Annotated in this window: 27 protein-coding genes, 1 tRNA gene and 1 riboswitch; of the genes, 12 read left to right on the top strand and 16 right to left on the bottom strand. The window is 71.2% G+C overall.

Features of this window, described 5'->3' with window-relative positions; all coding sequences use genetic code 11:
- Positions 1-9 precede the first annotated feature (9 nt).
- The 3 genes from ACO073_RS02290 to ACO073_RS02280 all read right to left on the bottom strand — a co-directional run bounded on the left by ACO073_RS02290 (position 10) and on the right by ACO073_RS02280 (position 2762).
- Entirely contained in the window at positions 10-729 is a 720-nt protein-coding gene (locus ACO073_RS02290) for an MBL fold metallo-hydrolase (protein ID WP_421994852.1), read from the bottom strand.
- Between the two features lie 93 nt (positions 730-822).
- Positions 823-1710 (bottom strand): alpha/beta fold hydrolase, encoded by an 888-nt coding sequence (locus ACO073_RS02285; protein ID WP_421994850.1) that lies wholly within the window; start codon positions 1708-1710, stop codon positions 823-825.
- Positions 1707-2762, bottom strand: a complete 1056-nt coding sequence (locus ACO073_RS02280; RefSeq protein WP_421994848.1) for a serine hydrolase domain-containing protein — start codon at positions 2760-2762, stop codon at positions 1707-1709. Before ACO073_RS02280 ends, ACO073_RS02285 begins: the two co-directional genes overlap by 4 nt.
- Before the next feature lie 50 nt (positions 2763-2812).
- Here ACO073_RS02280 and pyrC point away from each other — a divergent pair, with 50 nt between their 5' ends.
- The 7 genes from pyrC to ACO073_RS02245 all read left to right on the top strand — a co-directional run bounded on the left by pyrC (position 2813) and on the right by ACO073_RS02245 (position 9896).
- Positions 2813-3856 (top strand): dihydroorotase, encoded by a 1044-nt coding sequence (gene pyrC / locus ACO073_RS02275; protein WP_421994846.1) that lies wholly within the window; start codon positions 2813-2815, stop codon positions 3854-3856.
- A gap of 165 nt (positions 3857-4021) precedes the next feature.
- Entirely contained in the window at positions 4022-4822 is an 801-nt protein-coding gene (locus ACO073_RS02270; RefSeq protein ID WP_421994844.1) for an NUDIX hydrolase, read from the top strand.
- Positions 4823-4826: 4 nt separating this feature from the next.
- On the top strand, positions 4827-6170 hold the full coding sequence (locus tag ACO073_RS02265; RefSeq protein ID WP_421994842.1) for an ActS/PrrB/RegB family redox-sensitive histidine kinase: 1344 nt from the start codon (positions 4827-4829) through the stop codon (positions 6168-6170).
- Between the two features lie 23 nt (positions 6171-6193).
- Positions 6194-6784, top strand: coding sequence for an ActR/PrrA/RegA family redox response regulator transcription factor (locus ACO073_RS02260; RefSeq protein WP_421994840.1), 591 nt, complete (start codon positions 6194-6196; stop codon positions 6782-6784).
- Positions 6732-7682: a branched-chain amino acid ABC transporter permease gene (locus tag ACO073_RS02255; protein ID WP_421997377.1), complete on the top strand. Its 951-nt coding sequence runs from the start codon at positions 6732-6734 to the stop codon at positions 7680-7682. Before ACO073_RS02260 ends, ACO073_RS02255 begins: the two co-directional genes overlap by 53 nt.
- 1 nt (position 7683) lies before the next feature.
- Positions 7684-9246: an ABC transporter permease subunit gene (locus ACO073_RS02250; protein ID WP_421994838.1), complete on the top strand. Its 1563-nt coding sequence runs from the start codon at positions 7684-7686 to the stop codon at positions 9244-9246.
- The gene (locus ACO073_RS02245) at positions 9243-9896 is read left to right on the top strand and encodes an ABC transporter ATP-binding protein (protein ID WP_421994836.1); all 654 of its coding nucleotides are present in this window, start codon (positions 9243-9245) and stop codon (positions 9894-9896) included. The genes ACO073_RS02250 and ACO073_RS02245 overlap by 4 nt, the downstream gene beginning before the upstream one ends.
- A gap of 243 nt (positions 9897-10139) precedes the next feature.
- Here ACO073_RS02245 and ACO073_RS02240 read toward each other — a convergent pair whose 3' ends face one another.
- The 3 genes from ACO073_RS02240 to ACO073_RS02230 all read right to left on the bottom strand — a co-directional run bounded on the left by ACO073_RS02240 (position 10140) and on the right by ACO073_RS02230 (position 11764).
- Entirely contained in the window at positions 10140-10334 is a 195-nt protein-coding gene (locus ACO073_RS02240) for an antitoxin MazE-like protein (RefSeq protein WP_421994834.1), read from the bottom strand.
- Positions 10331-11668 (bottom strand): enoyl-CoA hydratase/isomerase family protein, encoded by a 1338-nt coding sequence (locus ACO073_RS02235; RefSeq protein WP_421994832.1) that lies wholly within the window; start codon positions 11666-11668, stop codon positions 10331-10333. The genes ACO073_RS02240 and ACO073_RS02235 overlap by 4 nt, the downstream gene beginning before the upstream one ends.
- Positions 11669-11689: 21 nt before the next feature.
- A tRNA-Gly gene (locus ACO073_RS02230) sits at positions 11690-11764 on the bottom strand.
- Between the two features lie 74 nt (positions 11765-11838).
- On the opposite strand from ACO073_RS02230, the gene ACO073_RS02225 reads away from it, so the two are divergent.
- Together ACO073_RS02225 and ACO073_RS02220 are read left to right on the top strand one after the other, a co-directional pair.
- A complete protein-coding gene (locus tag ACO073_RS02225; RefSeq protein ID WP_421994830.1) occupies positions 11839-13002 on the top strand; it encodes an acyl-CoA dehydrogenase family protein in 1164 nt (387 codons plus the stop codon).
- Positions 12999-14021 (top strand): proline racemase family protein, encoded by a 1023-nt coding sequence (locus ACO073_RS02220; protein ID WP_421994828.1) that lies wholly within the window; start codon positions 12999-13001, stop codon positions 14019-14021. Before ACO073_RS02225 ends, ACO073_RS02220 begins: the two co-directional genes overlap by 4 nt.
- Positions 14022-14421: 400 nt before the next feature.
- On the opposite strand, the gene ACO073_RS02215 is transcribed toward ACO073_RS02220, so the two are convergent.
- Positions 14422-15576 (bottom strand): trans-sulfuration enzyme family protein, encoded by a 1155-nt coding sequence (locus tag ACO073_RS02215; RefSeq protein ID WP_421994826.1) that lies wholly within the window; start codon positions 15574-15576, stop codon positions 14422-14424.
- A 185-nt stretch (positions 15577-15761) separates the two neighbouring features.
- Between ACO073_RS02215 and ACO073_RS02210 the strand changes: the two genes are divergently transcribed.
- Positions 15762-16391, top strand: coding sequence for a TetR/AcrR family transcriptional regulator (locus tag ACO073_RS02210; RefSeq protein WP_421994824.1), 630 nt, complete (start codon positions 15762-15764; stop codon positions 16389-16391).
- A gap of 56 nt (positions 16392-16447) precedes the next feature.
- On the opposite strand, the gene ACO073_RS02205 is transcribed toward ACO073_RS02210, so the two are convergent.
- The 4 genes from ACO073_RS02205 to ACO073_RS02190 are packed head-to-tail and all read right to left on the bottom strand — an operon-like array spanning position 16448 to position 19854.
- The gene (locus tag ACO073_RS02205) at positions 16448-16987 is read right to left on the bottom strand and encodes a gamma-glutamylcyclotransferase (protein WP_421994822.1); all 540 of its coding nucleotides are present in this window, start codon (positions 16985-16987) and stop codon (positions 16448-16450) included.
- Positions 16984-17868, bottom strand: coding sequence for a prephenate/arogenate dehydrogenase family protein (locus ACO073_RS02200; RefSeq protein ID WP_421994820.1), 885 nt, complete (start codon positions 17866-17868; stop codon positions 16984-16986). The genes ACO073_RS02205 and ACO073_RS02200 overlap by 4 nt, the downstream gene beginning before the upstream one ends.
- Positions 17865-18968 (bottom strand): histidinol-phosphate transaminase, encoded by a 1104-nt coding sequence (gene hisC / locus ACO073_RS02195; RefSeq protein WP_421994818.1) that lies wholly within the window; start codon positions 18966-18968, stop codon positions 17865-17867. Before hisC ends, ACO073_RS02200 begins: the two co-directional genes overlap by 4 nt.
- A gap of 34 nt (positions 18969-19002) precedes the next feature.
- The gene (locus tag ACO073_RS02190) at positions 19003-19854 is read right to left on the bottom strand and encodes a chorismate mutase (protein WP_421994816.1); all 852 of its coding nucleotides are present in this window, start codon (positions 19852-19854) and stop codon (positions 19003-19005) included.
- A 106-nt stretch (positions 19855-19960) separates the two neighbouring features.
- A riboswitch (SAM riboswitch) is annotated at positions 19961-20036 on the top strand.
- 76 nt (positions 20037-20112) lie between these two features.
- On the opposite strand from ACO073_RS02190, the gene metX reads away from it, so the two are divergent.
- Together metX and metW are read left to right on the top strand one after the other, a co-directional pair.
- Entirely contained in the window at positions 20113-21246 is a 1134-nt protein-coding gene (gene metX / locus ACO073_RS02185) for a homoserine O-acetyltransferase MetX (RefSeq protein WP_421997376.1), read from the top strand.
- Entirely contained in the window at positions 21243-21848 is a 606-nt protein-coding gene (gene metW / locus ACO073_RS02180) for a methionine biosynthesis protein MetW (protein WP_421994814.1), read from the top strand. The genes metX and metW overlap by 4 nt, the downstream gene beginning before the upstream one ends.
- Here the strand turns inward: metW and ACO073_RS02175 are convergent.
- The 5 genes from ACO073_RS02175 to ACO073_RS02155 all read right to left on the bottom strand — a co-directional run bounded on the left by ACO073_RS02175 (position 21829) and on the right by ACO073_RS02155 (position 25380).
- Complete coding sequence (locus tag ACO073_RS02175; protein WP_421994812.1) at positions 21829-22311, bottom strand: GNAT family N-acetyltransferase; 483 nt, start codon at positions 22309-22311, stop codon at positions 21829-21831. The two genes, metW and ACO073_RS02175, sit on opposite strands and share 20 nt — an antisense overlap.
- Before the next feature lie 10 nt (positions 22312-22321).
- On the bottom strand, positions 22322-23086 hold the full coding sequence (gene lepB, locus ACO073_RS02170) for a signal peptidase I (protein ID WP_421994810.1): 765 nt from the start codon (positions 23084-23086) through the stop codon (positions 22322-22324).
- Between the two features lie 74 nt (positions 23087-23160).
- Complete coding sequence (locus ACO073_RS02165; protein WP_421994808.1) at positions 23161-23649, bottom strand: YbaK/EbsC family protein; 489 nt, start codon at positions 23647-23649, stop codon at positions 23161-23163.
- Positions 23639-24571, bottom strand: a complete 933-nt coding sequence (locus ACO073_RS02160; protein WP_421994806.1) for a DUF1932 domain-containing protein — start codon at positions 24569-24571, stop codon at positions 23639-23641. The genes ACO073_RS02165 and ACO073_RS02160 overlap by 11 nt, the downstream gene beginning before the upstream one ends.
- Positions 24572-24591: 20 nt before the next feature.
- A complete protein-coding gene (locus ACO073_RS02155) occupies positions 24592-25380 on the bottom strand; it encodes a class I SAM-dependent methyltransferase (RefSeq protein WP_421994804.1) in 789 nt (262 codons plus the stop codon).
- Positions 25381-25395: the final 15 nt, after the last annotated feature.

The raw sequence follows: 25395 nt of genomic DNA, 5'->3' as shown, positions 1-25395 counted from the left end.
GCGCTTCGCTCAGGCGGGAGACAGGCGCGCGTCGTAATGGTCCGCCAGCGCCGTGAGCGCCGCGCCGCCGTCGCCCTTGAAGGTCGGGCCGTGCATCAGCGCGATGGTGGTGGGCGCGAGGGCGGCCAGCCGGCGCAGGGTCGGCGCGGCGAGCGGCGTCGCCGGCATGAAGGGCACGGCCTTCTCGGTGGCGATCGCCGGCCCCACGATGTCGCTTTCGGTGGTGGGCGAGGCCGGGCCCATCTGGGTAAAGAGGTCGCTGCTGAACAGCGTTCCCGTCGTCTCCTCGTAGATCACGCCGGCGTCCCAGTTGTGCGGCACGTGCGGCGTGTCGAGCCAGCGCACGCGCTTGCCGCCGAGGTCCAGCACCTCGTCGTCCTTCAGCGCGCGCGGCGGCCGATCGGCCATGTCGGTCAGCCAGATGTTGCAGCCGACCTGCCCGTGCGCCGGGGTGGCGTGGATTGCGGCCGCCAGCCACTGGTTGAGCGCGCCGCTCTCGTCGGCCTCGACATGGCTGCAGGTCGTCCAGCGCAGCTTCTCCAGCGGGATCACGCGCCGCACCGCCTCCGACACGAGCGGGAAGAGCGCGCGCTGGCCGTAGTGGAACAGCAGCGGCTCGTCGGCATCGACCAGGAACTGGTTGAAGGTGAACCCCGTCGGCCCGATCTGGGGCACGAAGGTCGAGAGGCGATAGACGCCGTCGGCGATTTCGGAGACGTCGGTCTGCATGGTGATCTCCTCGTGTCTTCCGGACCGCGAGCCTCCGGCTCGCTCATGATCCCGAGCGAGCCGGAGGCTCGCGGTCCAGAAGAAAATGCCGCGTCAGCCGCTGAGAATCCCGATCAGCTTCTCATTGAACGCTTCGGCGGCCTCGTAGGCAACCCAGTGGCCGGCGCCCGGGATGACGTTCATCTCGAAGTCGGGCTGCAGGGCGCGGAAAAGGTCGATGCGTTCCTGGATGTGGGGATAGGTCGTCGAATCGAACTCGCCCCAGATGCCGGTGAGCGGCACCGTCACGCGCGGCAGCACCTCGCTCAGCCGGAAGGCCTGGCCCATCTCGCGGCTGCGCGTCTTGGCCCGCGTCGTGTTCAGGATCTGCATGTGGATCGCCACGCCGTCGACCTTGGCGGGATCGTGGATCATCAGGATCTCGAGGTTGCGGCGGGCCTCGGCGGCCAGTGTCTCGGCCGGCATCTCGGGCAGCAGCTTGTGCAGCTTCGGCCCCGGCTTGCGCGTCGCCTTCAGCCCGCCGGCGCCGACCAGGACGATGCGGCGGATGCGGTCGGCGAACAGGGTCGCGATGTGGCCCGCGATCATGCCGCCGAAGGAGAAGCCGGTGATGGCGAGGGTCGCGTCCGGCGGCAGCAGCGCCGTCATCGCCGCCTCGACGCAGCGCGTCACCGACCAGACGTCGCGCACGTCGTCGGGCGGATCGCTGTCGCCCAGCCCGGGCAGGTCGGCGGCGTAGACGGTGAAGTGGCGAGACAGCGGCTGGACGTTGCGGATCCAGTGGATCCACGAGCCCGAGCCGCCGTGGAACAGCAGCAGGATCGGCTTGCCCGAGCCTTCGCCCCAGGCGTGCCACATCATGGTCCCGCCGTTCCCCATCGGGACGCGGATGGCGCGGCCGGTGGCCTCGACGGCGCCAATGTGCTCGGCGGCGGTGCGGCCGTCCGGCATGCGCGGGACGGCCGAATAGTCGAGGCTCATGGGGCGATCGCGCCCAGCAGCCGCTCGACGAAGCCCGGCGCCTTCTTGCGGTCGATCCAGCGCAGCACCGTGACGAGGTCGTGGTCGGGATCGATCCAGACGATGTGGCTGCCCCAGCCCAGCGCGAAGTAGCTGCGCTCGGACGCGGCCGCGAACTGCCGCCGGTCGGTGTTGAGCCACCACATCAGCCCGTAGAAGGGCGCGACCGGGCAGGGCTTCACCAGCTCCGCGGTCCAGCCTTCGGGCAGGACGCGCCTTCCGTCCCACATGCCGCCCTGCGCCACCAGCCGGCCGACGGCGGCGAGGTCGCGGGCCGAGATCATGATGCCGCCGCCCCAGTGGCCGCCGCCCGGCACCGAGACCATGTCCCTGCCGTCGATCGTGACCGTCGAATTGCGATAGCCGTCCCAGCGCCAGCCGGCCGACGCGCCGATCGGGTCCATGACGCGTCGCTTCAGCACCGACGGCAGCGGCTCCTTGAAGACCTGCAGCAGCGACAGCGACAGGCGGTTCACGCGCACGTCGTTGTACTCGTAGAAGGTGCCGGGCTTCTTCAGCGCCCGCCGCGTGCCCTTGGGCGCGTCGGCGACCGCGACGCCGACCACGCGGTTGTGGTCGATCCGGTCCTCCTTGCCGAACACCGTGCCCTGCCATTCGCTGGTCTGGGTCAGCAGGTGGCGCCAGGTGATGTCGCGGTTCTGCTCGCTCTCGAATCCGTCGTCGAGCGCGGTGGGCGCCACCTTGTCGTCGAGGCTCCGGATCAGCCCGTCGCCCACCGCCAGGCCGGCGAGCAGGGAGAGGAAGCTCTTGGCGACGCTGAATGTCATGTCGGCGCGGCCGACATCGCCCCATTCCGCCACGAGCTTGTCCCCGCGATAGACGATGCCGGCGGGACCGCCGCGCGGCGTCACCGGACCCAGCACCTCGTTGTCGGGCGCCTTCTCGCCGGAATCGTAGGTCATGACGAACTGGCCGTCCGGCATGTGCATGCTCTCGGGCCACTGCGACCCGGCGGCCTCGGCGAAGGCGATCGCCTCTTTCAACGCGTTCATGCCCGCAATCAACATTGGAGCCCGCGCCGGAGCAAGCGTAGAAAACGCAAATGAGCCCGCCTGCCTCGATCACGCTCCGTCGGCCCGACGACTGGCATGTCCATCTGCGCGACGGGGCGATGCTGCAGGCGTGCGCGATCCACACCGCCCGCCAGTTCGCCCGTGCGATCATCATGCCCAACCTGGTGCCGCCGGTGACGCGCATCGCCGAGGCCGCGGCCTATCGCGACCGAATCCGCAGAGCGGTTCCGGAAGGGCTCGCCTTCGAGCCGCTGATGACCTGCTACCTGACCGACGGCGCCGATCCGGTCGAGCTCGCCAACGGCAAGCAGCAGGGCGTCTGGGTCGCGGCCAAGCTCTATCCGGCGCACGCCACCACCAACTCGGCGCACGGCGTCACCTCGATGGACAGGATCGCCCGCGGCCTCGAGGCGATGGAGAAGGCGGGCATGCCGCTCCTGGTCCACGGCGAGGTGACCGATCCCGAGGTCGACATCTTCGACCGCGAGGCGGTGTTCCTCGACAAGGTGCTGGCGCCGCTGCTGCGCCGCCATCCGGGACTGAAGGTCGTGCTGGAGCACATCACGACCAAGGAGGGCGTCGCCTTCGTCGAGGCCAACGGGCCGCGCATGGGCGGCACGATCACGCCGCACCATCTCAGCTACAACCGCAACGCCCTGTTCAAGGGCGGCATCCGTCCGCATCTCTACTGCCTGCCGATCGCCAAGAGCGAGGAGCACCGGCTGGCGCTGCGCCGCGCCGCGACCTCGGGCAGCGCGCAGTTCTTCCTCGGCACCGACACCGCGCCGCACACGATCGACACCAAGGAATGCGCCTGCGGCTGCGCCGGCATCTTCAACGCGCCGGTGGCGATGCAGGTCTACGCCCAGGTCTTCGCGGAGGAGGGCGCGCTCGACCGGCTCGAGGCCTTCGCCTCGCTGAACGGCCCGCGCTTCTACGGCCTCGCGCCCAACGAGGCGCGCATCACCCTGCGCGCCGCCCCGCTCGACGCGCCGGAAACGGTCGAGGTCCCGGGCGGCGGCAAGAGCATCCTGGTCTTCCGCCCCGACACGCCCGTCGAGTGGGCGTTCTGAAGGGTTCAAATTCCTCCCCACGCATGGCGTGGGGAGGTGTCCGCGCAGCGGACGGAGGGGTCACGAGCAACGCATGACGTCTCCGACCCCTCCGTCGGCGGAAGACGCCGACACCTCCCCAAGCTTCGCTTGGGGAGGATGGGTCATTGCTCTATTTTCGAGCCCATGAGCAGAAGAAGCATTCCCGCCGATGCCGTCGTGCGCGGGACCGACAAGGGTTACGACCATTCTCCTTCGACGCCGGTGCTGAAGCCGGGCAGCGAGCGGCCGGTCGAGAAGATCGACCAGAAGTACCCCTACCTGCGGCCGCGCGATGCCGCGACACTGATCCTGGTGCGCCAGCAGGGCGACGTCCCGGAGGTGCTGCTGGGCTGCCGCGACGCCAAGCACGCCTTCATGCCCAACCGCTACGTCTTCCCCGGCGGCCGCGTCGATCCCGACGATGCGCGCGTGCCGGTGGCGACGCCGCTCGACCGGTTCGTCGACGAGCGCCTGCGCAAGGCGGCGACCGCCCAGCGCGCCCGCGCCCTCGCGGTGGCGGCCGTGCGCGAGACCTTCGAGGAGACCGGCCTGATGCTGGCCCAGCCGTTCAAGGACGGTCCGCCGAAGCAGGATTATGGCGAGCACTGGCGCGGCTTCCTCGACAAGGGCTTCGGCCCCGCGCTCGATCGCCTCGACCTGATCGCCCGCGCCGTGACGCCGCCCGGCCGGCCGCGCCGCTTCAACGCCCGCTTCTTCATGGCCCGCGCCGAGGATGCGACGGGCGAGATCCGCCATTCCAGCGAGCTCGGCGACATCCGCTGGGTACGCCTCGACGAGGCGCGCGAGCTGCCGCTGCCGACCATCACCGGCCTGATCCTGGGCGAGATCGGCCGCCTGGTGAAGGAGCCGCCCAACCGCGCCGCCCAGCGTCGCATCCCGCTCTTCACCACGGTGCATCGCAAGCACCTGATGCTCGAGGAGTAGCGGCATGGCGGACCCCGCCGAGACGGTCCCGTCGGCTGCCGGCGGGCCGCGGCTCGGCGGTCCGGTGGCGGCCGCGATGCTGCCGCGCGGCGGCGTGCGCCTGCGCGCCCTGGTGCTCATCCGCTGGGCCGCCGTCGCCGGCCAGTTCTTCACCGCCGCCGTCGTCCACTGGGGGCTGGGCTTCAAGCTGCCGCTGCTGGCGGTCGGCGGCGCGATCGCCCTGTCGGCCCTGCTCAACCTCACGGTCAGCCTCGGCCGGCCGGCCTCGGCACGCATCGACGATCGAGAGGCCACGATCTTCCTCGCCTTCGACATCCTGCAGCTCGCGGTGCTGCTCTATCTCACCGGCGGGCTGGTCAATCCCTTCGCCCTGCTGCTGCTGGCACCGGTCGCCATCGGCGCCACCATCCTGTCGCTCACCAGCAACATCGTCCTGTCGATGCTGACGATGGCGAGCATCTCGCTGCTCGGCCTGTTCCACCAGCCGCTGCCGTGGCATGGCCCGCCACCCGAGCTGCCCGACATCTACCGCGCCGGCGTGTGGGCGGGCCTCACGCTCACCACGCTGCTGGTGACGCTCTACGGCTGGCGGCTGGCCGAGGAGGCGCGCCAGATGGCCGATGCGCTCGCCGCCGCGCAGGCGTCGCTGGCGCAGGAGCAGCGCATGTCGGCGCTCGGCGCGCTGGCCGCCGCCGCCGCGCACGAGCTCGGCTCGCCGCTGTCGACTATCGCCGTCGTGGCCAAGGAGATGCTGCGCGAGGTCGAGCCCGACGATCCGCTGCGCGAGGATGTCGAGCTCCTGTCCGCCGAATCCGAACGCTGCCGGACGATCCTGGCCCGCCTTTCGGTCGATCCCGCCGGCGACGTGTCGGACGCCTACACGCTGGTGCCGCTGCCCGCCCTGATCGAGGCCGCAGCCCAGCCCTGTCGGCGCGAGGGCATCGCCATCAGCTTCCGCGCCGGCCCGGTCGGCGACGGCGTGCCGGCCACGGCGCCGATCCAGGTGCGCAGCCCCGAGCTGATGCAGGGTGTGGGCAACATCGTGCAGAACGCCTTCTCCTTCGCGCGGCGCGAGGTGGTGATCAGCACGCGCTGGACGGCGTCCTGGTCGGAGGTCGAGGTCACCGACGACGGCCCCGGCTTCTCCGAGGCGCTGCTCGACGAGCTCGGCACGCCCTTCATCTCGACGCGCCAGGGCGAGGGAGGACACATGGGACTGGGCGTCTTCATCGCCAAGACGCTGCTGGAGCGGACCGGCGCCACCGTGACCTTCGGCAACCGCCGCGAATCCGGCGGCGGCGCCCTGGTTTCGGTGCGCTGGCCAAATCCGGTCTTCAAGGCTACATAGCGCCCCATGTGGAAGGAGTCGCCATGACCCAGGACACAGGTGCCAGCCGCCCCGTGTCGCCCGCCATCGCCGGCGCGACGAACAACAAGGACCGCACGCTGCTGATCGCCGACGACGACGCGGCGTTCCGCAACCGCATCGCGCGCGCGCTCGAGCAGCGCGGCTTCATCGTGACCGCGGTCGGATCGGTCGCCGAGGCGCTTGCCCAGACGGCGCGGCCGCCGGCCTTTGCCGTGCTCGACCTGCGCCTGGGCGACGGCAACGGGCTCGAGCTCGTCGGCCCGCTGCGCCAGGCGCGCCCCGACATCCGCATCGTCGTGCTGACCGGCTACGGCAACATCGCCACCGCCGTCGCCGCGGTGAAGGAAGGCGCCGTCGACTATCTCGCCAAGCCCGCCGACGCCGATGCGATCGAGCAGGCGCTGGTGGCGCACGGCCGCAAGCTGCCGCCGCCGCCCAGCAACCCGATGTCCGCCGACCGGGTGCGCTGGGAGCACATCCAGCGCGTGTTCGAGCAATGCGACCGCAACGTCTCGGAGACGGCGCGTCGTCTCAACATGCATCGCCGCACGCTGCAGCGCATCCTGGGCAAGCACGCCCCGCGCGAGCACTGACGACGCGGACGCCGGCGGACTGGCACCCATCACCGTCCAACTCCTGCTGAACGCGCTCGCGCTGGGCATGGCCTATGCGCTGGTCGCGCTGGGCTTCGTGCTGGCGCTGAACGCGGCCGGCGCCGTGAACTTCGCGCACGGCGACCTCGTCGTGCTGGGCGGCGCGCTCGCTGTGTTCGTGGGCCTCTCGACCGGCCTGCCGAGCGTCCTCCTGCTGCCGCTGGTCGCGCTGGCGCTGGCCGGCGCCGGCATGGTGGCGGCGCGCATCGCCATCCTCCCGCTCGCCAACCGTCCGCCCGAGGCCACCTTCGTCGCCACCATCGCGCTGGCCGCCCTGATCGAGCAGAGCCTGACGCTCGCGATGGGCGGGGCGCCGCTCAGCGCGCCGCCGCTCGCCGGCACCGGCTCGTTCGAGGTCGCGGGTCTCGTGCTCGGCCGCCAGCCGCTGGCCATCGTCGTCGTGGGCGGCGTGCTGGTCGCCGCGACCTGGCTGCTGCTCGAGCGCACCCAGACCGGCCGGCGCATGCGCGCCGTCGCCGCCGACCGCCACATGGCGCGCGCCGTCGGCATCCCGGTCGGCCGCATCGTCATGCTGTCCTTCGCGCTGGCCGGCGCGCTGGCCGGCATCGCGGGCTTCCTGCTCGGCCATCAGTTCCTCGTCGCGCCGACCCAGGGCGCCGGCCACATGCTCAAGGCCTATATCGCCGTGGCGCTGGGCGGCTGGGGCAGCCTGCCCGGCGCGCTGCTGGGGGCGCTCGCGATCGGCCTGTTCGAGACCTTCGTCTCGGCCCGCTTCGGCGACGTCTGGGCCTCGGCCGCGCTCTATGTCTGCGTGCTGGCCGTGCTGGCGCTGCGGCCGCAGGGCCTGCTGGGCGAGCCGGTCGGCCGGCGCGCCTGACATGCGCGGGCTGCCGCCATTCTGGCTGCCAGCGTTGCGGCTACCAGCGTTCTGGCTCGTCGTGCTGCTGGCGCCGCCCGTGCTGGCGGCGATCGTGCTGCCGCCGTTCGGCCAGCGCATGGTGGTGCTGATCGGCATCTACGCCTTGATGGGGCTGGGCTACCAGCTCGTGTTCGGCCAGCTCGGTGCGCTCAACCTGGCGCAGGGCGCGCTGTTCGGTTTGGGCGCCTATGGCGCGGCCCTGACGGCGCCGCTGCTGGGTCCGCTCGCCCTCGCCGTCGCCGTGCTGGCGGCTTCCGTGCCGGCGGCCCTGGTCGCCGTCCCCCTGCTGCGCCTGCAGTCGCACTACTTCGCGCTCGCCACCCTGGCGCTGGCCTCGCTGGTCGCGCTGGCGGCGGTGAATGCCGAGTCCCTCACTGGCGGCGCCAACGGTCTGGCAGGCTTCGGCGCCGCGCTGCCGCGCGGCCTGGCGCTGCTGGCGGCGGTGTGGCTCTGCCTCATTGCCGGCGTGCTCGTCTCTGCCCGTCTCTTCGCCGGACGCCTGGGCGAGACGGCGCGGCTGCTGCGCGAGGCGCCGCTCGCCGCGGCCACGCTCGGCATCGACGCCGGCCGCTGGCGGCTCATCGCCTTCGTCGCGGGCGGCGCGCTGGCGGGACTGGCCGGCGGCTTCTCGGCGGCGGTGAGCGGCGTGGTCTCGCCGGAGGCGACCGGCTTCTCGATCATGGTGCTCTGCCTCACCCTGGTGGTGCTGGGCGGCGCGCGCCATCCGATGGGCGCGGTGCTGGGCGCCATCCTTGCGGTCTGCCTGCCCGAGCTGCTGCGCGGCCTGCAGGGTGCCTGGCTGATCGCCTATGCCGCGGCAACTCTCGCCGTGGTGCTCTGGGCGCCGGAGGGCCTGGCCGGCTGGATCGATCGCCGGCGGGGCGCCGCGCCGCCCGTGCCGCCCGCGCCCGCCTTGCCGGACGAACTGCCGCCCGCTGCCGGTCCCCGGCGCCTCGTGCTCGATCGCGTCGTGAAGCGCTTCGGCGGGGTCGAGGCGCTGGCTGCCGTCTCGCTCTCGGTCGAGCGCGGCGAGATCGTCGGCCTGATCGGGCCGAACGGATCGGGCAAGACGACGCTGCTGAACGTCGTGAGCGGCCTCGAGCGCGCCGACGCCGGCGCCATCGCCCTCGACGGGCGGCGCATCGAGCGGCTGCCGGCACACGAAGTGGCCCGCGCCGGAATCGGCCGCAGCTTCCAGGCGCCGCCGCTGCCCGGCGAATCCAAGACGGCCGATCTCGCGCGGGCGGTGGTGGGCGGCGCGCCCTTCCTGCTGCTCGACGAGCCGGCGGCCGGCGCCGGCGAGCGCGAGCGGCAGAGCCTGGCCGCCTTCCTCGACCGCCTGCGTGCCGCTGGCCGCGGCGTGCTGGTGGTCGACCACGACATCGAGCTGCTGTCGCGCACCTGCGACCGGCTCGTGTGCCTGGAACGCGGCGCGGTGATCGCGAGCGGCACGCCTGCCGCGGTCCGCGCCGACGCGCGCGTGCGCGCGAGCTTCCTGGGGCTCGACGGAGCGGCGGCGTGAGCGCGGTCCTCGACGTCGGCGATCTCTCGCTCGGCGCCGGCGAGATCGTGGCCCTGCTGGGCGGCAACGGCGCGGGCAAGACGGCGCTGCTGGAGACGGTGCTGGGCTTCCGGCCCGGGCCGGTCGTGCTGTTCGGCGAGGACGTGACGGCGCTCGGCGTCGAGCGGCGCGTGGCCCGCGGCGTCGGCTATGTCCCGGAAGGCCGCCGTGTCTTCGCCGGCCTCACCGTGCGCGAGAACCTCCAGGCCGCGTGTTCGCTGCCGGCCGGCGCGCGCGAACGGCGCGTCGAGGAGATGCTGGCGCTCTTCCCCATGCTGGGCGAGCGCCCTGGGGCGCGGGCCTGGCTGCTGTCCGGCGGCCAGCAGCAGATGCTGGCGCTGGCGCGCGCGCAGATGAACCGGCCGCGCCTCCTGCTGCTCGACGAGCCGACGCTCGGCCTCGCCCCCGCCGTCGTCGCCGAGCTGTGGCGCCGGCTGGCGGCGCTCGCCGCCGACGGCACGGCGATCCTTCTGGCCGAGCAGCGTGCTGCGCTGGCGCTGGGCGTGGCGCAGCGCGCCGTCGTGCTGAGCCGCGGCCGCGTCGTGCGTGCGGGGCCGGCGGCCGAGATCGCCGCCGATCCGGCGCTGGCCGATCTGATGGCGGGCGGGTGACGCTGACGTTGGGTCGACTCGTTGCTGGGGGCGATCTTTGGAGCGCGGACCTCCAGGTCCGCTCATGCTCATGAGCGGACCTGGAGGTCCGCGCTCCAATAGTTGTTCAACCTCTCCGCGGCGCTCATGGCCTGTCGTTGCAAAGACGTGCCATGGAATGGCGCGCCCCCAGCAAAATGGCGATGGATCTCGAGTCGTCACGGACGACCGCCAGAAGGCGGCCGACCGAGCATGAGCTGATCGTCAGCCGCGCGGCTGCGCTCGCGCCGCAGCGGCGCTGCTCGGGTCGCCATCCGGCAGATCGTCGAATGCCATGTCCATGAAGCGCATGAGTGCACCGTTCCCGCGGTCGGACTCGGCGGCAAGCCGTGCCTGGCGGCGGCATTCGGCGGCAAAGCCGCGCCGCTTAGGCGTAGCGGAAGCGCCGAGGACCGTCACGCCCGCCGGCTCTGCGCGTTCCAGAACTGCTCGAGGTTGGCGATCAGCGCCGGGCTGAAATGGCACCAGGCCTGCTCGCGGGCATAGAGCGCCGCGTACTGGCGGAAGAGGTCGAGCGGCTCGGCGGCCAGCCGCAGCGCGCGGCGGTTGCCGATGGCGCCGACGGCGCCCGAGCCGGTCAGGCGGTCGATGACGCGGGCGATGGTGGCGTCCATCTCGGCCGGGTCGATGATCTCGTCGCAGATCCGGCGGCCGATCTCCGAATCGCAGTCGATGCGGCGCTCGTACATGATCGCCTGGCGCGTGATGCGGTCGCCGACGAAGCGCGACATGCGCAGGTTGGCCATCGCCGGGATGATGCCTTCCTTGCGCGCCGGCAAGGTCATGTAGGCGTCGCGGCCGGCGATGTTGAAGTCGGAGGCGAGCAGGATCTGGCAGCCGCCGCCGATGGCGAAGGTCTCGACCGCCGAGATCCAGAGCTTCTCGATCGACTCGCCCGCGACTTCGTCGGGCGGCACGTCGGGCGTCGCGAGGCCGCGGAAGATCTTGTTCACGAAGCCCAGGTCGCGGATCAGGAACCACAGGAACGGGATGCGGCCGTAATAGAGATGCGTGAGGTTGATGCCGGCATTGTAGACCCGGCGGCCGGCATACTTGCCCTCGGGCACGACGTCGCCGCGCAGCACCGCGACCTCGCTCTCGGGATCGAGGATGCAGACGTCGGCGCCGATCTCGGTCGCGGTCTGGGTGGCATTGTCCTCGGAGTTGAGGAAGCGGCGGTTGGACAGCAGCAGCACCGCCGCCTTGCCGTGGCGCTCAACCCGGGCGGTGCCGAGGTCGAGCCGGCCGTCGCGCCGGAACTTGGCCAGCGCCTCGGCCGATTCGGCGCGCGGCAGCAGCATGGCGTGGCAGAGATGGAGGCCTGAGGCGCGGTCGGCCAGGATCTGGTTGCAGAGGATGCCCTGGTCGATCTCGAACCCGTCCTTCTCGGACTGGCGCAGCTCGGCCTCGGCCGCGACCTCGGCGCGCGTCGGGACCAGGCCCGGCACCGCGTCGGCGGCGTCGTAGACGAGCTGCTCGACGCGCACGAACCTCGTGCGGCCGGCCGTCAACCGGTCGTAGAGCGCGACGGCGTGGCGGCGCAGGAAGGCGAAGCGGGCGTCGCGCGCGGCCTGCTTCAGCGCCTCCGCCCGATCGTAGGCGGCGGGATCGCGGTCGGGCTTCGGCGGCAGGCGCGCCAGCCGTTCGCGGGTCTGGCGCCAGTAGCTGGAGAAGGCAGCCGCATCGGCCGCGAAGTCGCCCGTTGCGGCCGGCGCCGCGGCCACCGTGTCCATGGTCGTTTCCTGCCTGAATATTGGAGCGGGCGACGGGATTTGAACCCGCGACCTACGGCTTGGGAAGCCGACGCTCTACCCCTGAGCTACACCCGCGTCGCCGTCATTCTAGCGTGCGGTCGGCCGCCGTCCAATCGTCGCCTTTTGCCGCGACCGTGCGATAGTAGCGCATGCTCGACGAGATCCTGACTCCCGAGGAACGCGCCGTGGTGGCGCGCGCCCGCGCCTTTGCCGAAGAACATGTGGCCCCCAATGCCGCCCGCTGGGAATGGGAGCGCCGCTATCCGCTGGAGACGATCCGGGCCGCCTGCGCCGTCGGACTGAACACGATCGAGCTGGCCAAGAAGCAGGGCGGGCAGGGCCTCAGCTTCTCCTGCAAGCTGCGCGCCTTCGAGGAGATCGCCCGCCACGACTTCGCCTTCGCCTTCGCGCTGATCAACCACCATAACGCCGTCGCGCGGTTCGCCCGCGATGGCCAGCCGGCCCATGTGGCCCGCCTGCTGCCGCGCATGATCGCCGGCGAGGTGATCGGCTGCGCCGGCCTGAGCGAGCCCGGCGTCGGCAGCGACTTCGGCGGACTCGAGATGGCGGCGGTCCGGGTCGAGGGCGGCTGGAAGCTGAACGGCGCCAAGGCCTGGATCACCAACGCCGCCGTGGCCGGCCTGTCGGTCGCCTACGCCCAGACCGACAGGGAAAAGGGCTATCGCGGCATCGCGTGCTTCGCCATCGAGGCCGACCGGCCGGGCTTCCAGCGCGAGAAGCCGTTCGAGCTGCATGGCGGCCACGCGATCGGCGTCGGCGGGTTTCGCCTGGTCGACTACGTCGCGCCGGACGAGGCCGTGCTGCATCCGCCGGGTGCCGCCTTCAAGGCGGCGCTGGCCGGCATCAACGGCGCTCGGGCCTACGTTGCCGCCATGTGCTGCGGCATGCTGAAGGCGTCGCTGGAGACGGCGGTGCGCTACACGCAGCAGCGCAAGACATTCGGCCAGCCGGTGATCGATCACCAGGGCGTGCGCTGGAAGCTGGTCGATGCCGCCACCGACCTCGAGGCGGCGCGGCTGCTGTCCTATCGTGCGGCGCGGCTGATCGACGAGGGCGCCGACGCCGTCCTGCCGGCGGCGCACGCCAAGAAGTTCGCCACCGAGATGGCGGTGCGGCGCATCGCCGACTGCATCCAGGCGATGGGCGCCAACGGGCTGCGGGCGGAGTATCCGCTGGCGCGCCACCTCGCCGGCGCCAAGATCGCGGCCTACACCGACGGCTCGATCGAGATGATGAACGAGCGCATCGGGGCCGGCCTGCCGCAGGTCTTCGGGGCACCGGTATTGGCATGATCCTGTCCACCGTCGAGATGCACACCGGCGGCGAGCCGACACGCATCGTGGTCGAGGGCTGGCCGCGCCTCGCGGGCCGGACGCTGCTCGACAAGCGCCGCGAGGCGCGGGAGCGGCACGACGGGCTGCGCCGCGGCCTGATGCTGGAGCCGCGCGGCCACGACGGCATGTACGGCGCGCTCCTGGTCGAGCCCGACCATCCCGAGGCCGACCTCGCCGTCCTGTTCATGCACAACGAGGGCTGGTCGACCATGTGCGGCCACGCGACCATCGCGCTGGCGCGCTGGGCGGTCGACAGCGGGCGCGTGGTGCGGGCCGGGCCGGAGACGCCCGGCTCCGAGACCCCCGGCTCAGAAACCATCGTGCGCCTCCAATGCCCGTGCGGCCTGGTGACCTGCCGCGTCGCGGCTGACGGCACGGTGCGGTTCGAGAGCGTGCCCGCCTTCGCCTATGCGCTCGACCGCATCGCGCCCACCGCCACCTGGGGACCGGTCACGGTCGACATCGCCTATGGCGGCGCCTTCTATGCCTTCCTGTCGGCCGATTCGATCGGGCTCGACCTGCACACCTCGCCGATGCGGGCCATCGTCGATGCCGGCGCGGAGATCGCCGAGGCCGCCGCGCGCGCCATCCCGATCGAGCATGCCGAGGAACCCGAGCTCGGCTTCCTCTACGGCACGATCCTGACCGACGGCGGCGACGGCGCCGGCGGCCAGCCGAGCCGCAACGTCTGCATCTTCGCCGGCCGGCAGGTCGACCGCAGCCCGACCGGCAGCGGCGTGACGGCGCGGATGGCGCTGCAGGCGGCGCGGCGCGCCGCGCGGCCGGGCGAGGAGCGGCTGTTCGAGAGCTGCACCGGCGCGCTGTTCAGCGGCCGCATCGTGCGCGAGGCGCCGCCGGTCGGCGGCCGCAAGGCGGTCATCGTCGAGGTCGGCGGCCGCGCCCATCCGACCGGCGAGGCGCGCTTCCGCTTCGATCCCGAGGACCCGCTGCGGGAAGGCTTTTCCCTCGGCGGCTAGAGCATGATGAGACTGGCTGGAAACAGCCAATCTCATCGTGCCCTCCGGCAACCGGCGACAGTCGTGCGCGCGGATGAAGAGATCAATCTTACTGGAGCGCGCTGTTCCATGGCGCTTTTTTCTTTCTCCCCGCGCGGATGCGCAGGGAGGAAGACGAGAGCAAGTGGCAGGTGCTGGAGGCGGACAATAACCTGTGTTATTGTTCTCGCTGCTCTATCCATCGTCCATCGGGTGATTGTGCGTCGGCCAGGGCGCGGCCGCGAGGAACGGGAGCGCGTGTCGCGGTGTCGCGATTCAGGCGACATTTGCCGGCCATGACGGCGCCGAAAAACGCTGTGGCGCCAATGGCTTGGACCGAAGGCCCGACAGGCCGGGCGAACGCGGTCCGGTCTTGCCGGACCTACGCGTTGTGGGCGCGGCGCAGCGCCTGGTCGAGATCGTCGAACAGGTCGCCGGCATCCTCGACGCCGACCGACAGGCGCAGCAGGTCGGGCGGGCAGGGCGTGCCCGGTCCCTCGATGCTGGCGCGGTGCTCGATCAGGCTCTCGACGCCGCCCAGCGAGGTGGCGCGCTTCCACAGCGCGACGCGCGCCGCGGTGGCGATCGCCGCCCGTTCGCCGCCCCTGGCGCGCACCGACAGCATGCCGCCGAAGCCGCCCGCCATCTGACGCTTCGCCGCCGCATGGCCGGCGAAGCCCGGCAGGCCGGGATAGAGGACCTCGGCCACCATCGGATGGGCGGCGAGACGCTCCGCCAGCGTCTCGGCCGAGCGGCAGGCCCAGGCGACGCGCGGGAACAGGGTGCGCATGCCGCGCAGCAGCAGCCAGGCCTCGGTCTGGCCGAGGATGGTGCCGAGCTGGGCGCGGATCGTGCGCAGCTTCTGCCAGTGCTCGTCGTCGCGCGCGCCGACCAGCGCGCCGGCGATGATGTCGGAATGGCCGTTGAGGTACTTGGTCGCCGAATGCATGACGATGTCGGCGCCGTGCTCGATCGGCCGGGTCAGCACCGGCGTGGCGACGGTCGAATCGACGGCCAGCAGGGCGCCGGCGCGATGGGCGATGGTGGCGGCGGCGGCGATGTCGGTCACGCTCCAGGTCGGGTTGGCCGGGGTCTCGATCCAGACCAGGCGGGTGGCGCCCGGCCGGACGGCTTCGGCGATGGCGTCGCTGCGGTCGGCGTCGACGAAGTCGACGGCGAGGCCCCACTGCCTTGCAAATCCTGCAAGCCAGTTACGCAAGGACCAGTACATGACCTTGGGCGCCACGACATGGTCACCCGGCGCCAGGGCAAGGAAGCAGGCCGTCGCCGCGCTCATGCCCGACGAGAAGACCAGCGCCCGGGCGCCGCCCTCGAGGGCGGCGAGCGTCGTTTCGGCCTGGTCGAAAGTGGGATTGTCGGCGCGGGCGTAGATGCGACCGGAGCGATAGCCATTGTCCTCGTCGCGCACATAGGTGCTCGACATGTGGATGGGCGGCACCACCGCCTTGGTCACAGGATCGACCCAGCCCATCGCCTGGGCGGCAAGAGAGGCGGCGGTCAGCTTGGGTTCGGTCATCGTGTTGTCCGCTTGCTTACGAGTTGCTTACAGAGAGCGCGATTTTATGGCGCATCGTCGCGCTTTTGGGACGAATGCACTACTATCGTCCTTCACAGCGAGTGGGACCCGTCCGGCTTCGCCGGTCCGCGATCCTGCCGCACACTTTTCTTGTGTCACGAGACAAGCCTCTGGGAGTCCGGAGAATGGATGTTGAAACCGTCGCCTACGCGCCACAGTTGCAGACGCCGCTCCGCGGCGATCGCGTCACCCGCACGCGCGACGCCATCGTCGCCTCCGCCCAGGCGCTCGCCCTGGCCGGGCAGGTCGCGCCGATCGTCCGCGACATCGCCAAGGCGGCGGGCGTCTCGGCCCGCACCGTCTTCCAGCACTTCGCCGACACCGCCGAGCTCTATGTGGCGGTGCTCGATCGCGTGCTCGCCGACATCGTGAGCGGCGCGCGCGACGTCGCGGTTTCGCAGCCGCTCGAGCAGCGCCTGTCGGGGATCATCGAGCAGTGCGCCGAGCGCGGCGAACGGCTGCTGCCGATGTGGACGTTCGTCGAGGCGCTGCAGCGCCGCTCGCCCGAGGCGTCGAGCATGATCGGCCGCATGTACAAGGCGAACCGGACCCAGATCGCCGAATATTTCGACGGTGACCTCGGCGCCCTGCCGGCCGACGTGCGCGAGCGCACGCTGAACGCGCTCGCCATGACCTTGGCGCCGGAGAGCTGGGTGGTGCTGCGCGAGCGGCTCGGCCTCAGCCTCGAGCAGGCGCGCGACGAGCTGGGCTTCGTCACCCGCTCGGTGATGAACGGCGTCACGCCCAAGCGCTGAGTTCCGACGGGTTCGGCCGAACGCGGCCGAACCCGCGACCCTCGCGTCGAGCGGCGTCATGCGCCCGCCGCCCCGGCGGCCTGCGCTAGCGCTTCGAGCGCCGGGTCGCGCAGGCCGAGCTGCGCGAGATGCGCGACCGTGTTCTGGACATAGGCGAGGTTGCTGCCGGTGACGCCGCTGCCGCCGCGGACCAGGCGGGCGGCCGCCTCGAGCGGCAGCTTGCCGGCGAACTGGCGATGGCGGCGGTCGGCGAGATAGACCAGCGCCGGCACGGCGCGGCCATCGTCGAGATGGATCGTGCGCACCGTCTCCTCGTAGACGCCGTCATGGTCGATCTCGCGATGGATCAGGTAGCGGCGCACCGCGTCATACGCTTCCTCGGGCAGCCGGTGCGCGAACCCGCGGCACGATCCGCCCGGCAGCAGTCCCAGGATCAGGCCGGGCTTCTCCGGCGTGCCGCGATAGTGCTCGGAGTAGATGCAGAAGGCGCGATGCCAGCCCGAGAGGCGGGCCGGCCGCGTCTCCGGCGTCTCGAAGCCAGGGTTCCACATGAGCGAGCCGTAGCCGAAGACCCAGGTCGGCCGGCTTGCGCTCATGCCTGGTTGAGATGGATCAGCGCGCGCCGGATCTCGCGGGTGCGGGTGAACAGGTCGAACAGCTTGTCGCCCTCGCCCCAGCGGATGGCGCGCTGGAGGTAGAACAGGTCTTCCTGGAAGCGCTGCAGGACCTCGAGCACGGCCTCGCGGTTGTTCAGGAACACGTCGCGCCACATCGTCGGATCGGACGCCGCGATGCGCGTGAAGTCGCGGAAGCCGCCGGCGGCGAAGCGCAGCACCTCGCTGTTGAGATGGCCGGCGAGGTCGTCGGCCGTGCCGACGATCGTGTAGGCGATGAGATGCGGCAGGTGCGAGGTGATGGCGAGGATGCGGTCGTGATCGGCGGCATCGAGCCGCTCGGTCAGGCTGCCCAGCCCCTTCCAGAAGGCTTCCAGCCGGTCGACCGCCGCGGCGTCGCTGCCGGGCAGCGGCGTCAGGATGGTCCAGCGGCCGTCGAACAGCTCGGCGAAGCCGGCTTCAGGTCCGGAATTCTCGGTGCCGGCCACGGGATGGGCCGGCACGAAGTGCACATTCGCCGGCAGGTGCGGCGTCATGGCGTCGATCACCGCCTGCTTCACCGAGCCGACGTCGGAGACGATGCAGCCGGGCTTCAGGTTGGGCGCGATCAGGCGGGCCGCCTCGCCGCAGGCGCCGACCGGCGTGCAGACGATCACCAGGTCGGCGTCCTTGCAGGCGGCCGCGAGATCGGTGCCGCAATGGTCGACCAGCTTGAGCCGGTTGGCGGCGTCGGCCGTCTCCTGGCGCCGCGTCGCCGCGACGATCGTCTTCGCGAGTCCGCCGCGGCGCGCGGCGAGTGCGATCGATCCGCCGATCAGCCCGATGCCGATGAGCGCGATCTTGTTGAACGGGGCGGTGCTCATGACTTGCCGGCTGACGTGGCGGCGACGAAGCGGGCGAGCGAGTCACGGACGGCCCGCACTTCGGCCTCGGTGCCGATGGTGATGCGCAGATGCTCGGCCAGGCCGTAGCCCGCGACCAGGCGCGGGATCAGCCCGTCGTTCATCATCCAGTCGTTGGCCGCGACGGCGCGCTCCCTGGAGCCGAAGCCGACCAGCACGAAGTTGCCGACGCTGGGCAGGGGCTCGAGCCCGATCTTCGCGAGCTCGCCCGACAGCCAGGGCAGCCAGGTGTCGTTGTTGGTGCGGCTGGCGTCGGCGTGCGCGATGTCCTCCAGCGCCGCGATGCCCGCGGCCTGCGCCGCCAGGTTGACGTTGAACGGCTGGCGCAGGCGGCTCATCACGTCGACGATGGACGCCGGGCCGTACATCCAGCCCAGCCGCAGCCCGCCCAGCCCGTAGATCTTGGAGAAGGTGCGGGTCATGACGACGTTCTCGGCCTGGTCGACCAGCTCGACGCCCGATTCGTAGTCGTTGCGGCTGACATATTCGGCATAGGCCGCGTCGATCACCAGCAGCACGTTCTTCGGCAGGCCGGCCTGCAGGCGGCGGACATCGTCCTTGGTGACGTAGCTCCCGGTCGGGTTGTTGGGGTTGGCGAGGCAGACGATGCGGGTGCGGTCGGTGACCCTGGCGAGCATCGCGTCGATGTCGCTGCGATAGTTCTTTTCCGGCGCCGCGACCGGCGTCGCGCCGACGCCGAGCGCGTTGATCGGATACATCAGGAAGCCGAACTGGCTGTAGAGCAGCTCGTCGCCGGGACCGCAGTAGGCCCGGACCAGAAGGTTCAGGATTTCGTCGGAGCCGGCGCCGCAGACGATGCGCTTGGGATCGAGCCCGTAGCGGCGGCCGATGGCGGCACGCAGGTTGGCCGAATCGCCGTCCGGGTAGCGGTGCAGCTCGGCCGCCACCTTGGCATAGGCCGCCATCGCCTTGGGGCTCGGGCCGAGCGCGCCCTCGTTGGACGACAGCTTGGCGACCGTCTCCTTGCCCTCGACCGAATCCTTGCCCGGTACGTAGGGCGCGATCTTCATGATTCCCGGACGCGGGGTGAGCGCGCTCATCGCCGTCTCCCGTAAGAGTTGATGGGTCCCGCCTCTAGGAGCGGACCGTGGCCGGCACGGCGTAGGCGCCGATGGTGGCGACGCGTCCGCTCTGCAGCTCCAGGGCCGCACCGAGGTCGCGCAGGCGCGGATCGTCATCGGCGATCATGCCCGGCAGCTCGACGAGGTAGTGATGCACGCCGCCCGCGATCTGGTCCAGCACCGACGTGAAGGCCGGCAGGCCGGACTTGGCGATGGCGCCCGAGATGCGGTTGCGGCTCAGCCCGGTGACCGATTCGATCGACACCAGGGCGCGGTCCTCGCCCGAATCCTCGGGTTCCATGCGGGCCAGCACGAAGGCGGTGATGCCGCGGGCGCGCGAGTTGGGCATGTCGAGAAAGGGGAGCTGCGCCACGACGTTGGGCAGCGTGGCGTCCTGGCCGGCGAGCAGGGGCCACCAGGGCGTGGCCTCGGCCTCGCCCGGGGCCGGCACGACGCCGAGCGTCGTCGGATTGGCGCGCACCGCGGCCAGAACCTGGGCCGGCGTGTCGTGGGCGACGAACGGGATCTGGCAGCCGAAATGATCGCGCGCGAGGTCCCAGAAGCCCGGCTGGTCGTGCGGCCGGCAGATCGCGACCTTGATGTCGGGCGTCTGCATGAGGGTGAAGGCGCACATCATCTCGCGCCACATGCGATAGACGGCGGCGGCCGGGAAGCGCCCCTCGTGGCGCGCCAGGCGCTGGCGCATCACCCGTGCTTCGCGGCCGGGGCGCAGCGCCAGCCCGCCCGGCGGCTTGGCGGCCGCTATGCGGTCGACCAGGTCGGCGCGGCGCTGGATCAGGCCATGCAGCTCGCCGTCGATGGCGTCGATGTCCTGGCGCAAGCTGTCGAGACTGGGCGAATCCATATGGCCGATGCGTTCCTGTGAGGCAGCGGCGATACTACGTCCGGCCGGCCGGCGTAAAGCCAAGAAACCTCGGGACGCTTGCGCAAGCCGCGCGACCTCCTTATAGAAGCGTCTCCGTGGAATTTGAGCCGACCGGCTTGCGACCACGTTAAACATCGCTAAAAGGTCGGAGCGCCCGCAAAGCCCCCGTCCTCCGGTCGGGGGTTTTTCGTTGGAGGACGGGTGTTCGACGACCTCACCGATGCGGAGCGCAAGGCGCTGGAGCGGTGCCGCCACGCGGTTCTCGGCGTCGAGCGGCCACTCAGGCTCGACTGTGGAGTCGACCTCGGCCCCTACCGTGTCGCCTACCAGACCTACGGCACGCTGAACGCCGACAAGTCGAACGCGGTCCTGATCTGCCACGCGCTGACCGGCGACCAGTTCCCCAGCGAGCAGCATCCCGTCACCGGCAAGGAGGGCTGGTGGGAGAAGCTGGTCGGTCCGGGCAGGATCCTCGACCCGGCGCGCTACTTCATCATCTGCAGCAACGTGCTGGGCGGCTGCATGGGCTCGACCGGGCCGCAGGCCGCCAATCCGGCGACCGGGGAAGCCTGGAACCTGCGCTTTCCCGTGGTCACCATCGCCGACATGGTGCGCGCCCAGGCGGCGCTGATCGACCATCTCGGCATCCCCGACCTGTTCTGCGTGATCGGCGGCTCGATGGGCGGCATGCAGGTGCTGGAATGGGCGGCGAGCCATGCGTCCCGTGTCTTCTCGGCCGTGCCGATCGCCTGCGCCGCCCGTCATTCGGCGCAGAACATCGCCTTCCACGAGGTCGGCCGCCAGGCGATCATGGCCGACCCGGAGTGGAAGGGCGGCGACTACCGCCTGCACCAGACGGTGCCGGCGCGCGGCCTCGCCGTCGCCCGCATGACGGCGCACATCACCTACCTCTCGGAGCAGGCGCTGCAGCGCAAGTTCGGCCGCGCGCTGCAGGATCGCAACGCGCTGGGCTTCGGCTTCGACGCCGACTTCCAGGTCGAGAGCTACCTGCGCCACCAGGGCTCGACCTTCGTCGACCGGTTCGACGCCAACAGCTATCTCTACATCACGCGCGCCATGGACTATTTCGACCTAGCGGCCGCCCATGGCGGCGTGCTGGCCAACGCCTTCAAGGGAACGCCGACCCGCTTCTGCCTGTTCTCCTTCACCAGCGACTGGCTGTTCCCGACGCGCGAGAGCCGCGAGATCGTGCATGCGCTGAACGCGGCGGCGGCCAACGTCTCCTTCGTCGAGGTCGAGAGCGACAAGGGTCACGACGCCTTCCTGCTCGACGAGCCCGAGATGTTCCGCACCCTGTCCGGCTTCCTGAAGGGCGCCGCGTCGGCACGCGGCCTCAAGGGGGTCGCATGACCGCCGCGATCCGCGTCGACCTGCAGCTGATCGCCGACATGGTCGATCCGTCGACGCGCGCGCTCGACGTAGGCTGCGGCGACGGCGCGCTGCTCGCCTATCTGGCCGACTTCAAGCGGGTCGATGCCCGCGGCATGGAGCTCAGCCAGGCCGGCGTGAATGCCTGTGTGGCCAACGGACTCTCGGTCATCCAGGGCGATGCCGATACCGACCTGCGCGACTATCCCGAGAACGCCTTCGACTACGTCATCCTGAGCCAGACGCTGCAGGCCACGCGCGAGCCCCGCGAGGTGCTGCGCCAGATGCTGCGGGTCGGCAGGCGCGCCATCGTGTCGTTTCCCAATTTCGCGCACTGGCAGGTGCGGCTGCGCATGGTGTTCGGCGGGCGCATGCCGCAGACGACGTCGCTGCCCTACAAGTGGTACGACACGCCCAACATCCACCTGTGCAGCATCGACGATTTCCGCGCGCTGTGCCGCGAGATGGGGGTGAGCATCGAGCGGGCGATCGTGCTGAACAGCAAGAGCCGGCCGATCCAGATGCCGCCGCTCCTCGCCAACCTGGTCGGCGAGCAGGCCGTGTTCATGCTGAGGCGGGACTGACCGGGCCCTGGTGCGCCCGGTCCGGCGCCGGCCGCTCGTAGCGGCCCTCGATCTGGTCCTCGCGGACCTTGACGAAGCCGCGCCGCTCGTAGAACCGCCCGGCCGGGCTGCCCGTGAGTACGTCGAGCGTCACCGGCAGGCCGAGCGCGTCCGCCTCGCCCAGAAGGACGTCGAGGATCGTCCCGCCCAGACCGCGATTGTGCAGGCAGCCCGCCAGGTAGAACGAATCGATGCGGATCTCGCGGTCGCCGACGCGGAAGCCGACGCAGCCGGCGCGGACGCCGTCGACCATGATCAGCCGCAGGCCGGGCCGGTCGAAGGCCTCGCGAAAGATCCGCCGCGCCCGCTCGGGCTCATAGCGGAAGACGTGCTCCAGATGCTCGCGCATCACCTCGATGCGGATCGCCAGCAGCGGCTCGAAGTCGGCCTCGCCGACCGGCGCGAACCGCCAGGCGACCGTCATGGCGTGCCGTTCAGTGGATGCGGCCCATCAGGCGCGCCATGCGGAACGCATGCGGCCATTCGGCGACGTGGGTGAGATCCACGGCGGGATCGCGCGACAGCAGGACGAGATCGGCGCGGGCCACCAGGTTGTCGGCCGGGACGAAGCCCACGCCGCCTTCGTTCTCGGGAATGCGGCTGTCGACGGAATTGTCCCGGTTGTCGCCCATCATGAAGTAGTGGCCGGGCGGCACGACGTATTCCCGCGTGTTGTCGAGCCGGTCGGCATCGGACATCTCGATGATCTCGTGCTCGCTGCCACCCGGCAGCGTCTCGATGTACAGGGTCGCCGTGCCGGACCGGCCGATGTCGCCGGTGAACGGGCCGACGAGGCGACGCGGCGCGGTGGCGCCGTTGATCGACAGCCGCCCGCCGCTCACCTGGATGCGATCCCCGGGCAGGCCGATGAGGCGCTTCACGTAGGTCGTCGAGGGCTCGCGCGGCAGGCGGAAGACGATGACGTCGCCGCGCTGCGGCGGCCGGCCGAGCAGCCGGCCCGGGAAGTCCGGCAGCAGGTCGATCGGCGGCGAATACTTGCTGTAGCCGTAGGCGTACTTGCTCGCGATCAGCTCGTCGCCGTTGAGCAGCGTCGGCACCATCGAGGCCGAGGGCACGTGATAGGGCTCGGCGACCACGGTCCGCACCACGAAGACGAAGCCGACCGCCAGCAGCACCGCCTTGAACTGCTTCAGCCAGTCGATCCTGCGCTCGCCCGGGACGGGTGGGCCGTCGGCCATGGTGATCCCCGCTGTGGTTCCTCCCGCACTATAGGTCGACCTGCGGCCTTTCCAAGGCGACGGCCGTGAGCCGGTCAGACCGGCGCGGCGATGCGCGCGACGCGCGGCCGCGCGACGGCCAGCCAGTCGGCGGTGGCGAGCTCCATCGAGCGGTCGAGCCGGCCGGCGTTGAAGAACAGCGTCTCGTTGGCCAGCAGGTCCTCGTCGACCACGATGGCGAGCCCGGGATCGAGGGCGAAGGGCGGCACCGAGCCCATGACGCAGCCGGTCAGTTGCTGCGCGGTGTCGGGCGAGGCGAAGCCGCACTTGCGGGCCTCGAACAGCGCCGCGACGGCCGCGAAGTCGAGCTTGCGGCTGCCGGGCAGGATCGCCAGCACGTGGCGCTTGCCGCCGCCGCCGCCCCGCACGTCGAGCACCATGGCCTTGGCGGCCTGGTCAGGCCGGTTGCCGCGGATGACGCTGATCGCCTCCGACCGGCCCTCGGCCTCGTGCTCGATGACGCGGAACGTCGCCTTGGCCTCGCTCAGCAACGCCACCAGCCGCTCGAACACCTCACCGGCCACGGACGACCTTCTCGGACAGGACCTTCAGCGCCTCGTCGAGCGGCGGCACCGCGCCGTCGGACGGGGCGATCGCGGCGTCGACGGTGCGGCGGTGGCTGCGCTCGATCACCTCGGTCATCAGCGGCTCGACGCCCGTCTCGCGCAGCGTCTGGCCGACCAGCCCCATCTCCTCCCAACGCCGGTGGGCGTGGACGATATGGGTCTGCACCAGCATGGCCACGAAGTTGGCGAAGCCGATCGCGTCGACATCGCCCATGCAACCCATGACCTCCTTCAGGATGCCCTGCCGCTCGGCGGTGACGTAGGCCTCGACGCCCAGCGCCTCGACCCCCTTGATCAGGACGCTGCGGATCATCTTCACGGACGAGGCGCTGCCGGGCCGCGGGCCCAGCACCGTGGCCTCGAAGCCGCTGGCATTCATCCAGGCGACGACCGGCTCGACATCCTCGCCGGCGACCAGCATCGGCGCCTTGATGCCCTGCTTGAAGAAGCCGCCCATGACGGCGATGTCGATGTAGCGTCCGCCGGCTTCTTCGATCGGCGCACGGTCGGCATCGGACATGGCGCCGGTCACGGTGCAGAGGTCGAGATAGTGCGCGCCGCGCTTCAGGAACGGCGCCGCCGACCGGGCCGCCTCCAGCGCATGCTCGCCCTGGACGGCGCAGATCACAAGGTCGGCGTCGCCGAGGGCGGCCGTGTAGCGGCCCTCGATGGCGATATCGAGCCGGCGTGCTTCCTTGCCGAGCGCCGTGCCGCGGGCGTCGCGGTCGAGCGCCGTGTCGATGGCGATGATGCGGCGGGGCGCGTTGTCGCCCGGCCGCGGCGTGCCCCGCCAGCCGCCCTCGGCGGCGAGGCCGCGGGCGATGGCCGATCCCGCCTCGCCGAATCCCAGCAACGCGATCACGCGCGGCGACAAAGACATTGCGATGCTCCGATCGGGGCTCAGGACGCCGGCGCTTCGCCGTCCTCGGTGCTGCGCGCCGCGCCGGGCACGCGCGCGGTGTCGCGCGAGCTCGCGACGCGCAGCTTGGGCCGCACCACGGCGAGCTCGGGCGTCCCGGAGCGCTCGGCGATGCCGGCATAGAGCTGCTTGCCCGCCTCCATCACGGTGACGCCGGCGAAGCGGCCGAGCCAGCGCTGGCCGAAGCGCTCGACGGCCGGCGCCATGCGCAGCATCACCCGCGACCGGGTGGGCGGCATGAACAGGGCACGGCTCTGGCGCAGCGGCGCGAACATGTTGGCGCGCAGCAGCGCGGCGAGCTGCCCCGACGAGTAGGGATGGCCCTGGTAGAAGGGCGAGCGGTCGATCTGCGACCACAGGCCGGCGCGGGTCGGCGCCACGGTGACCAGCCGGCCGCCGTCGGCCATCACCCGCCAGATCTCGCGCAGCATCGGTCGCACCGGCTCGGTGCTTTCCAGCGCATGGACCAGCAGGACGCGGTCGACCGAGCGGTCGGGCAGGGGCAGGTCGTTCTCGTCGACAAGGGCGGTGAGGTTGCGGCCCTCGCGCGGCCAGCGCGTCACGCCCTGCGGCGCCGGCATGAAGGCCAGCGTCCGCGCCGCCTCCTCGCGGAAGGGGCGCAGGAAGGGCGTCGCATAGCCCAGGCCCAGCACGGTCTCGCCGCGCACGTTTGGCCAGACGTCGCGCAGGCGGGCGCGCAGCAGGCGCACCGTCATCTGGCCGAGCGTGCTGGCGTAGAACTCGTTGAGATCGAGGACGTCCGTCCACATTTTGAAAGTCTAGCA

This window comes from Reyranella sp., assembly GCF_965229815.1.
In the GTDB taxonomy this organism is placed as follows: Bacteria; Pseudomonadota; Alphaproteobacteria; order Reyranellales; family Reyranellaceae; genus Reyranella.
The sequence above is the reverse complement of the archived record's forward strand: the minus strand, read 5'-3'. Positions and strand labels throughout refer to the sequence as shown.

Bases quoted from the DNA above. Each gene is read 5' to 3' on its own strand.
- ACO073_RS02290 (WP_421994852.1), bottom strand. From the start codon at position 729: ATGCAGACCGACGTCTCCGAAATCGCCGACGGCGTCTATCGCCTCTCG.
- ACO073_RS02285 (WP_421994850.1), bottom strand. From the start codon at position 1,710: ATGAGCCTCGACTATTCGGCCGTCCCGCGCATGCCGGACGGCCGCACC.
- ACO073_RS02280 (WP_421994848.1), bottom strand. From the start codon at position 2,762: ATGAACGCGTTGAAAGAGGCGATCGCCTTCGCCGAGGCCGCCGGGTCG.
- pyrC (WP_421994846.1), top strand. From the start codon at position 2,813: ATGAGCCCGCCTGCCTCGATCACGCTCCGTCGGCCCGACGACTGGCAT.
- ACO073_RS02270 (WP_421994844.1), top strand. From the start codon at position 4,022: ATGAGCAGAAGAAGCATTCCCGCCGATGCCGTCGTGCGCGGGACCGAC.
- ACO073_RS02265 (WP_421994842.1), top strand. From the start codon at position 4,827: ATGGCGGACCCCGCCGAGACGGTCCCGTCGGCTGCCGGCGGGCCGCGG.
- ACO073_RS02260 (WP_421994840.1), top strand. From the start codon at position 6,194: ATGACCCAGGACACAGGTGCCAGCCGCCCCGTGTCGCCCGCCATCGCC.
- ACO073_RS02250 (WP_421994838.1), top strand. From the start codon at position 7,684: ATGCGCGGGCTGCCGCCATTCTGGCTGCCAGCGTTGCGGCTACCAGCG.
- ACO073_RS02235 (WP_421994832.1), bottom strand. From the start codon at position 11,668: ATGGACACGGTGGCCGCGGCGCCGGCCGCAACGGGCGACTTCGCGGCC.
- ACO073_RS02225 (WP_421994830.1), top strand. From the start codon at position 11,839: ATGCTCGACGAGATCCTGACTCCCGAGGAACGCGCCGTGGTGGCGCGC.
- ACO073_RS02220 (WP_421994828.1), top strand. From the start codon at position 12,999: ATGATCCTGTCCACCGTCGAGATGCACACCGGCGGCGAGCCGACACGC.
- ACO073_RS02215 (WP_421994826.1), bottom strand. From the start codon at position 15,576: ATGACCGAACCCAAGCTGACCGCCGCCTCTCTTGCCGCCCAGGCGATG.
- ACO073_RS02210 (WP_421994824.1), top strand. From the start codon at position 15,762: ATGGATGTTGAAACCGTCGCCTACGCGCCACAGTTGCAGACGCCGCTC.
- ACO073_RS02205 (WP_421994822.1), bottom strand. From the start codon at position 16,987: ATGAGCGCAAGCCGGCCGACCTGGGTCTTCGGCTACGGCTCGCTCATG.
- ACO073_RS02200 (WP_421994820.1), bottom strand. From the start codon at position 17,868: ATGAGCACCGCCCCGTTCAACAAGATCGCGCTCATCGGCATCGGGCTG.
- hisC (WP_421994818.1), bottom strand. From the start codon at position 18,968: ATGAGCGCGCTCACCCCGCGTCCGGGAATCATGAAGATCGCGCCCTAC.
- ACO073_RS02190 (WP_421994816.1), bottom strand. From the start codon at position 19,854: ATGGATTCGCCCAGTCTCGACAGCTTGCGCCAGGACATCGACGCCATC.
- metW (WP_421994814.1), top strand. From the start codon at position 21,243: ATGACCGCCGCGATCCGCGTCGACCTGCAGCTGATCGCCGACATGGTC.
- ACO073_RS02175 (WP_421994812.1), bottom strand. From the start codon at position 22,311: ATGACGGTCGCCTGGCGGTTCGCGCCGGTCGGCGAGGCCGACTTCGAG.
- lepB (WP_421994810.1), bottom strand. From the start codon at position 23,086: ATGGCCGACGGCCCACCCGTCCCGGGCGAGCGCAGGATCGACTGGCTG.
- ACO073_RS02160 (WP_421994806.1), bottom strand. From the start codon at position 24,571: ATGTCTTTGTCGCCGCGCGTGATCGCGTTGCTGGGATTCGGCGAGGCG.
- ACO073_RS02155 (WP_421994804.1), bottom strand. From the start codon at position 25,380: ATGTGGACGGACGTCCTCGATCTCAACGAGTTCTACGCCAGCACGCTC.